1 rRNA gene is annotated in these 601 nt (G+C 49.3%); it reads left to right on the top strand.

Annotated features, from left to right (window positions below):
- Positions 1-64: 64 nt before the first annotated feature.
- Positions 65-601, top strand: a 23S ribosomal RNA gene (locus tag ACP7E3_RS31890); the annotation flags it as partial.

The following is a 601-nucleotide window of genomic DNA, read 5'->3' on the forward strand; positions in this document are numbered from 1 at the left end:
TGAGAAATTCGAATTTTCGGCGAATGTCGTCTTCACAGTATAACCAGATTGCTTGGGGTTATATGGTCAAGTGAAGAAGCGCATACGGTGGATGCCTTGGCAGTCAGAGGCGATGAAAGACGTGGTAGCCTGCGAAAAGCTTCGGGGAGTCGGCAAACAGACTTTGATCCGGAGATGTCTGAATGGGGGAACCCAGCCATCATAAGATGGTTACCTTACACTGAATACATAGGTGTAAGGGGCGAACCAGGGGAACTGAAACATCTAAGTACCCTGAGGAAAAGAAATCAACCGAGATTCCCTTAGTAGTGGCGAGCGAACGGGGACTAGCCCTTAAGTGGCTTTGAGATTAGCGGAACGCTCTGGAAAGTGCGGCCATAGTGGGTGATAGCCCTGTACGCGAAAATCTCTTAGTCATGAAATCGAGTAGGACGGAGCACGAGAAACTTTGTCTGAATATGGGGGGACCATCCTCCAAGGCTAAATACTACTGACTGACCGATAGTGAACTAGTACCGTGAGGGAAAGGCGAAAAGAACCCCGGAGAGGGGAGTGAAATAGATCCTGAAACCGTATGCGTACAAGCAGTGGGAGCCTACTT

The organism is Pseudomonas sp. PSPC2-3 (genome assembly GCF_049898265.1).
In the GTDB taxonomy this organism is placed as follows: domain Bacteria; phylum Pseudomonadota; class Gammaproteobacteria; order Pseudomonadales; family Pseudomonadaceae; genus Aquipseudomonas; species Aquipseudomonas veronii.